This is a genomic window from Burkholderia sp. SRS-W-2-2016, assembly GCF_001931485.1.
Lineage (GTDB): Bacteria > Pseudomonadota > Gammaproteobacteria > Burkholderiales > Burkholderiaceae > Paraburkholderia.
In genome coordinates, this window is the sequence record NZ_MSDV01000042.1 from 114,091 (window position 1) to 122,002 (window position 7,912).

Annotated in this window: 6 protein-coding genes and 1 pseudogene; 4 read left to right on the forward strand and 3 right to left on the reverse strand. The window is 66.5% G+C overall.

Going from position 1 to position 7,912, the window contains the following annotated elements:
* Positions 1–177 precede the first annotated feature (177 nt).
* The 4 genes from hemL to BTH42_RS18995 all read left to right on the forward strand — a co-directional run bounded on the left by hemL (position 178) and on the right by BTH42_RS18995 (position 4,730).
* Positions 178–1,461 (forward strand): glutamate-1-semialdehyde 2,1-aminomutase, encoded by a 1,284-nt coding sequence (gene hemL, locus BTH42_RS18980; protein ID WP_075302196.1) that lies wholly within the window; start codon positions 178–180, stop codon positions 1,459–1,461.
* A gap of 130 nt (positions 1,462–1,591) precedes the next feature.
* Entirely contained in the window at positions 1,592–2,743 is a 1,152-nt protein-coding gene (ribD, locus tag BTH42_RS18985; RefSeq protein ID WP_075302198.1) for a bifunctional diaminohydroxyphosphoribosylaminopyrimidine deaminase/5-amino-6-(5-phosphoribosylamino)uracil reductase RibD, read from the forward strand.
* 15 nt (positions 2,744–2,758) lie between these two features.
* The gene (locus BTH42_RS18990; protein WP_075302200.1) at positions 2,759–3,394 is read left to right on the forward strand and encodes a riboflavin synthase; all 636 of its coding nucleotides are present in this window, start codon (positions 2,759–2,761) and stop codon (positions 3,392–3,394) included.
* Between the two features lie 64 nt (positions 3,395–3,458).
* Positions 3,459–4,730, forward strand: a complete 1,272-nt coding sequence (locus BTH42_RS18995; RefSeq protein ID WP_083654848.1) for an energy transducer TonB — start codon at positions 3,459–3,461, stop codon at positions 4,728–4,730.
* 15 nt (positions 4,731–4,745) lie between these two features.
* Here BTH42_RS18995 and BTH42_RS19000 read toward each other — a convergent pair whose 3' ends face one another.
* The 3 genes and pseudogenes from BTH42_RS19000 to BTH42_RS36075 all read right to left on the reverse strand — a co-directional run.
* A complete protein-coding gene (locus BTH42_RS19000; protein ID WP_075302202.1) occupies positions 4,746–6,326 on the reverse strand; it encodes a dynamin family protein in 1,581 nt (526 codons plus the stop codon).
* A complete protein-coding gene (locus BTH42_RS19005) occupies positions 6,323–7,579 on the reverse strand; it encodes a GTPase (RefSeq protein WP_075302204.1) in 1,257 nt (418 codons plus the stop codon). The genes BTH42_RS19000 and BTH42_RS19005 overlap by 4 nt, the downstream gene beginning before the upstream one ends.
* Positions 7,580–7,760: 181 nt before the next feature.
* Positions 7,761–7,912, reverse strand: a pseudogene (locus tag BTH42_RS36075) (catechol 1,2-dioxygenase); the annotation flags it as partial.

Below are 7,912 nucleotides of genomic sequence, written 5' to 3' on the forward strand. Positions count from 1 at the left end.
CACGGTCAGCACCGCGCTGAACCGCCGCTCGACGGCGCGCGGCGAGCGCCGCCCCGCACAGCCCGCCGACGCCGTCTCCGGTACAATTTCTCGATCCATCCCAGCATCGCGCGAATCGCCCGCGGGAATCGTCCCAGGCCGTTCGCGCCGCTACGCAACCCAATTCCAGCCATCGCCATGTCCAGAAACGACACCCTCTTCGAACGCGCGCAACGCACCATTCCCGGCGGCGTGAACTCGCCGGTGCGCGCCTTCCGCTCCGTCGGCGGCACGCCGCGCTTTATCGAACGCGCGCAAGGCGCGTACTTCTGGGACGCGGACGGCCAGCGCTATACCGACTACATCGGCTCGTGGGGCCCGATGATCGTCGGCCACGTTCATCCGGAAGTGCTCGAAGCCGTGCAGCGCGTGCTCGCGAACGGTTTCTCGTTCGGCGCGCCGACCGAATCGGAAATCGAGATCGCCGAGGAAATCTGCAAGCTGGTGCCGTCGATCGAACAGGTGCGCATGGTATCGAGCGGCACCGAAGCGACGATGAGCGCGCTGCGTCTCGCGCGCGGCTTCACGAATCGCAGCCGCATCGTCAAGTTCGAGGGCTGCTATCACGGTCACGCGGACAGCCTGCTGGTCAAAGCCGGCTCGGGTCTGCTGACCTTCGGCAACCCGACCTCGGCGGGTGTGCCGGTCGATATCGCGAAGCACACCACGGTGCTCGAATACAACAACGTCGCCGCGCTCGAAGAAGCGTTCAAGGCGTTCGGCAACGAGATCGCATCGGTGATCGTCGAGCCGGTCGCCGGCAACATGAACCTCGTGCGCGCGACGCCGGAATTCCTGCAGGCGCTGCGGCGTCTGTGCAGCGAGTACGGCGCGGTGCTGATTTTCGACGAAGTGATGTGCGGCTTCCGTGTCGCGCTCGGCGGCGCGCAGCAGCTGTACGGCATCACGCCGGACCTCACGTGCCTGGGCAAGGTGATCGGCGGCGGGATGCCGGCGGCGGCGTTCGGCGGCCGGCGCGACATTATGGCCCACCTCGCGCCGCTCGGCGGCGTCTATCAGGCGGGCACGCTGTCGGGTAACCCGATCGCGGTCGCGGCCGGCCTGAAGACGCTGCAACTGATCCAGGCGCCCGGCTTCTACGACACGCTCGCCGCGCGCACCACGCGTCTCACGCAAGGCCTCGCGCAGGCAGCGCGCGAAGCCGGCGTGCCGTTCGCGGCCGACGCGCTCGGCGGCATGTTCGGCCTGTACTTCCGCGAGTCGGTGCCGGCGAGCTTCGCCGAAGTCACGCAAAGCGACGTGCCGCGCTTCAACACGTTCTTCCACAAGATGCTCGACGCCGGCGTGTATTTCGCGCCGTCCGCGTACGAGGCGGGCTTCGTATCGAGCGCGCACGACGACGCGGTGATCGACGCGACGATCGAAACCGCGCGCGGCGCGTTCGCGTCGCTGAAGGGCTGAATACGGGCCTCGACCGAGGCCTCGCCGACAGCTTCGCGCAAACCTGCGAAGCCGCGACCGGGGCCTCGATAAAACGCCGCAGCAAAGCCCGCGCTTAGCGGGCCCCAGTCACCGCAGTCAACGGACACCGATGTTTTCGCAAACCGATTTCGTTCATATGGAACGCGCGCTCGCGCTCGCGAAGCGCGGCATGTACACGACCGATCCGAATCCGCGCGTCGGCTGCGTGCTGGTCAGGAACGGCGAGGTGATCGGCGAAGGCTACACGCAGCCGGCCGGCCAGGACCACGCCGAGATTCGCGCGTTGAAGGATGCGCGCTCGCGCGGCCATGACCTGCGCGGCGCGACCGCCTACGTGACGCTCGAACCGTGCAGCCACTTCGGCCGCACGCCGCCGTGCGCGAATGCGCTGATCGAAGCGCAGATCGGCCGCGTGATCGCGGCGATGGAAGACCCGAACCCGCAGGTGTCCGGCCGCGGTCTCGCGATGCTGCGCGACGCCGGCATCGAGGTTCGCTGCGGACTCCTTGCCAACGAAGCGCGCGAGCTGAACATCGGCTTCGTGTCGCGAATGACGCGCGGCCGCCCTTGGGTGCGGATGAAAGTCGCGGCCTCGCTCGATGGCCGCACCGGCTTGCCGTCGGGCGAAAGCCAGTGGATCACCGGCGCCGCCGCGCGCGCCGACGGCCATGCATGGCGCGCGCGCGCGTCGGCGATTCTGACCGGTATCGGCACCGTGCGCGAGGACGATCCGCGCATGACGGTGCGCGCGGTCGAGACGCCTCGCCAGCCGCATCGCGTGCTGATCGACAGTCAACTGGACGTGCCGCTCGACGCGCAGATTCTGGCCGGCGCGCCGACGCTGATTTTTTGCGGCCATCTCGATGCGCGTCTCGAAGAACGCGCGAGCGCGCTGCGCGAGCGCGGCGCCGAGATCGTGCCGCTGCCGAACGCGGCCGGCAAGGTCGATCTGCCGCAACTGCTGAACGTGCTCGGCGAGCGCAACGTCAACGAATTGCACGTCGAGGCCGGCTACAAGCTGAACGGCTCGCTGCTGCGCGAAGGCTGCGTCGACGAACTGCTGGTCTATCTCGCGCCGAGTCTGCTCGGCATCGAATCGATGAGCATGTTCAACCTCGCCGCGCCCGAGCTGCTCGAACAGCGCGTGAAGCTGAACTTCCACACGGTCGAGCGGATCGGCGACGATCTGCGGATCCTCGCGCGCTTCGCGCCGCCCTACGTACCCGGGACCGACGCCGTGTCCCCCACCGTTTCGAAATGATCAAGGACTAGCACGATGTTTACAGGAATCGTCGCGGCAGTGGGCCGCATCGAATCAGTCAAGCCGCTCGGCACCGGCGGCGACGCCGGCGTGCGGCTGAACGTCGAGGCCGGCGGGCTCGACCTCGCCGACGTGCAGCTCGGCGACAGCATCACGATCCAGGGCGCCTGCATGACGGTGGTCGCGATGACCGACCATTCGTTCGAAGTCGATGTGTCGCGCGAGAGCCTGAACCGCACGGCCGGGCTCGGCGAGACCGGCGACGTCAATCTCGAGAAGGCGCTGCGCGCGCATGACCGGCTCGGCGGCCATATCGTGTCGGGCCACGTCGATGGGCTCGGCACGGTCACGCGCTTCGCGCCGGTCGGCGAGTCGCACGAGCTGCGCATTCTCGCGCCGCGCGACATCGGTCGCTATCTGGCGTACAAGGGCTCGATTACGGTGAACGGCGTGAGCCTGACCGTGAACTCGGTCAGCGATCGCGACGACGGCTGCGAGTTTTCGATCAACCTGATTCCGCATACGGTGCAGGTGACCTCGCTCAAACATCTGCGTGACGGCACGCGCGTGAATCTGGAGATCGATCTGATTGCGCGCTATGTGGAACGGATGCTCAATGCGCCGAAGGACAGCGAACAGGCGCCGAACTAAGCCGGACACGAGCGAATCCGGCGATTGATTTCAGTACGCAGCGCAGTCTCAACCTAAAACGAAAATGACGACCATGCATCTGCGCAATCGCCCGGATTCGCTGCTGCGCCGTTCGGCCAGAGCGGCTGTGTTGCTCGCGTGCGTATTGGGCACGGCCGCTGCCGGCGCGGCAATCAACGCCGATCCGCCGCCCAGCGGCGCCGACACCGCCCGCGCAAACCCGCCCGCGGCGCCCGCCGCAAGCACGGCGCCCGCAGCGCCGGATAACACCCGGCTGCCGTCGTTTCCGGGCGGCGCCGCAAGCCCCTCGCTGTTCGCGAACGCGCTGCCGTTCCAGCCCGGCAAACCGCTCGACGCCGCCGATCTCGCCAACCGCCTGAACATCGATCCGAACTCGTCGAAGGGCAAGCTGCTCGCCGACTGGACCCGCAAAGTGGCGGCCGATCCGGACATCAACCGTTACTACCTGAGCACCGACAGCAATCCGGCGACCGCCGGCCAGGCCGTGCTGGCCCGTACGCTGGGCATCCTCGACGGGATGATGCGGATCTCGCAGCAGGATCGCGAGCAGTTGACCGGTCTGACGACCCGCGCGCTGGACAACGCGCCGGCCGATTGCGGCGGCATGAAGAATCTGCAGCAGATCACGACGCGCTATCTATCGTTCGGCACCGAAAGCGACGCCGACCTCGACGCGCAATTGCAGGCGATGTTCAACCTGATCAAGCAGTCGACGCAAACCACCGCGCCGCCGCAGCTCACGCCGGGGCAACGGCTACGCGGACAGCTGGCGGTATCGGTCGCGCTCGCGGACGCGTTGAAACGCGAGCCGTCCGCGGCGGAGGACCTCGGCATGCTGATGAGCGGCCGGCAGGCGGAGCTCTCGCCCGAAGCGTGGTGCAACGCGATGCGCGTCTATCGCAAGGCGCTCGATAAAACCCCGCAACCGGCGCGCGATTGGGCGGTGCTCGCGGAGCTCGACACCAGCCGGCGCTCCGCCGCGCTACTGATCAACGCGCTAAAGAACCTGACGGCCACCGCCGCGGCGCGGCAAGCGGCCAGCGCGCCGCCGGTGTTCGATTACGCGGAACGTGTGCGGCAGCGCGTGCAGCCCAATATCGTCTGGAATGGCAAGACGGATCGGCGGGAAACCGTGCTCGAAGTGCGCTGCACGTCGACCGGCAATCTGGAGTCGGTGAAAATCGTTCGATCGAGCGGCGACCGGAATTGGGACAAGGCCGCCGTCGAAGCGGTCAAACGCTCCGATCCGATGCCGCGCGATGAAAACGGCGAAACACCGCGAATGTTCACGATCACGCTAAGGCCGGGCGTTTGAGCGGATCAGACCGATTCAGACCGATTCAGACCGCAGCTTCGACTTCAGCGCGAGCAGGCGTTCTTCGTGCTCCGCTAACGCTTCATCGAGACGCTGAGCGCGCTTCATCAAACGGGTAATCGACGACCGGCACTGCTGCGCGGCATCAGCGGCCAACCGCAGCACGCAGTCGCGAATCGCATCGGTCAGCGCGGCATGCAGACGTGTGTAATCGACACCGGCAATCTCGTTCGCCCGCCCACCCTCACCCGGACGCTCGACAACGATGTTGTCGAAGCCCACCTTCGCATCCAGTTCGATGCGCGCGAGCGATGCGTCGGGCACGACCACGTAATCGCCCAACAGCTTCTGCGCGTCGCCAGCGAAGCGCCCGGCGATCGCTTGCGACAGCGTATTGCACAGCCCCTTCACGTCGTGCGCGGTCGCATGCGCATCGAGCAATCCGGGCAGCGTCGGCACGATGCCGCGCCATATCGCGTTGGCCAGTTGTTCCTGCTGTTGTTCGAGCAGCGCGAGCGCACTGTGCGCCGACCCGCTCAGCGCGGCGAGCAGAGGCACCGCCTCGCGCTGCAAATACCCGAGCACGTTTTCTTCGAGATGATGCAGCAGAATCTCCGCGCGCTTGCGCCGCTTATAGGCAAGCGCCGGCTCGGTGATGTCGAGCAACGCCGCGTAAAGCCGTTCGAAACCCGCGTCGTGCAGCGCATCGGGCGTCTGCCCTTCGACCCGCGCCACATACGCGGAAATCGACACCGGCGCCTTCAACAGGCCCGGCTCGACGCTCATCGCGACGAGCTTTTCCTGCGCGCGAGTGCGGATGTCCTGCTCCTGCAACGCGCGCCGCTGCGGGCTCTTGTTGCACAGGCATTTGACCAGCTCGCCGTCGATCTCGTCTTCGTCGTACTCGTCGCTGCGCGTGACGACCGGCAGCAACGGCTTGTTCCGATGCAGCTCGCGGCCGAGTTCGTCGAGTTCCTGCACCTGGCCGGGCGACGTCGAACTGGTCAGCCACAGCACGCCGTCCGCGCTATCGGTGAAGCGCTGCGTCAACGCGGCGTTTTCCGGTGTCACCGAATGCAGGCCCGGCGTGTCGAGCAGCACCAGCTTGTCGCCGAGCCGCACGCCTTGCAGCCGCGAAGTCGTTTCGGTCGAGCCTTCCTTGAAGGGTTCGGACGTCTCGACGACCCGGCCCGCGTCGACGTGGAAATACTGCACCTCGCGGCCATGCGCGGCGAACCGCTCGGCGAGGAAATTGCAGAACGAACTCTTGCCCGCGTTGAATTTGCCGAACACCAGCAGCAACGCTTCATCGTCGAAGCGATCGGCGAGCGCCTGCGTCTCCTGGTGATCGGCCCACTGCTGGGTCCACGCTGGCACGCTGTCGCGCAGCAGCGTGTCGAGCGCATCGACCTGAAGGGCCAACGCGTGATGCGCGTGCAAGCCATCCGCTGACAACCGGCCGGCCCGCAGATCGGCATCGAGCTTCGCGAGCCAGTCGTTCAACGCATGCAGTTGCGCATCGATATCCTGCGCGACGAAATCGAACGCATCGACCTCCGCGATAAAGCGCTGTTCGATGCTCGCGTCGGCTTTCATGCACGTGCCTCCAGCGTCCGCAGCGCGAGCGCGGCCTGCGCCGACGCGGCGATCGACGCCTCGGTATCGGCGATCTGCGCGGCCAGCGCCTTGCGATCGTCGGACAGTTCGTAATAGTGGGCGAACTCGCGCTGCATCCGTTCGCGTCCGGACGCCTCGCAGAACATCCGGCGCAGATCCTTGCGGAATTTCACCGACACGCCCATCACCGCGATCATCACCGAATTCAGGCTCTTCGCGACGGTCCGCTGTTCCAGCGGTATAGCGATCACGCCGTGCCCGGCGAGCACCGCATCGATTTCGATGCACGCGCGCGAGTACGCGATCTGGATATGCGCGCGCTCCAGTTTGCCCGCGGTGATCATGTAGGCGTCCTTCGCGGTGTCGGGGACGATCGCGTGATCGGTGCCGAGCGCGTTCAGCATCGCGTCGATGTCGCCGGCCACTTTTTCGATCACCGCCGACAGATCGCGATCGAACTCACGTCGCTGCTGTTGCTGGGTCTTTTGCAGGATCTCCAGCGACGTCTGTTGCGCGGCGCGCAGCTGCTGCAACTGCTCGTCGATCTCGCGCAGCAGCAGCGCGCGTTCGTGCGCACGCGCCGCCGGCACGCGCGCGAGTTCGGTTTGCAGCGCCGCTTGCAATGCGGGAATGCCGCTCTTTTCGAGCAGCAGCTTCTTGCCGCCTTCGAGCCCCTTGCGATGCCGCATCGACGACACCGCGTTCAACACGATGCCGGGCCTCTGCCGGTCGATCGCGTTAGCGACATTTTGCAGCTCGGCGTCGTCGGCCAGTTGATCGACTTGCGACAGCACGACCAGCGTTTGCCGGCCAGTGCGCGCGCGGTCGGCATCGAGTTCCGCGAGCAGCGCCAGTTCCTTCGCATCGAGTTCGCCCTCTTTCGCCGCGTGCACGAACAGCCGGATGTCCGACCTGAGCCACGCGGCCCGCAGCGCCTCGCGGTCGTCCGCGCTGCCGACGTCGGCGTCGAGCCCCGGCGCGTCGAGCCAGCGCACGCCGTCGTGCACGCTATCGGACAGCCGCACGGTTTCGCGCCGGTCGGACACGGCAAACGCGTCGCGGCCCAGCAACTCGTTGAGCAGGCTGCTCTTGCCGTGGTTGTATTTGCCGACGACGGTAACGACCGGCTCGCTGTCGTCGCTCAGAATCTGCAGGCGCGCCAGATCATGGGCCCGCTGCGGCAGTACGGACGCGATTTCGTGGGCGGCCTGTTCGCGAATTTTGCTCGACACCGTCAGCTCCTCGATGCTTCAGACAGTCGGCCAGCCACGCAGCTGACCGCTAAAAAAGATGGGCAATACGTGACAAATCCTCGTGGATGGCAAGCGCCACGCACGAGGATCTGAAGGGGGTATTGGATGAGTCAGGCAACGCAGCGGACGGCGGCGTGTCGCCACGCCGCCGCCCCGGCCATTACGCTTCGGCCGAAGCGCGCAGACGGTAGACCAGCTGGTTGTCCTTGCCCTGCACCAGCGGCGTGATCGTGAGGTTGAACTCGATGTCCTTGTACGCGTCGGCCTTCAGGCCCAGCGCCGCGCCACCGTTCTTTTCCGTAACCGGCGGGA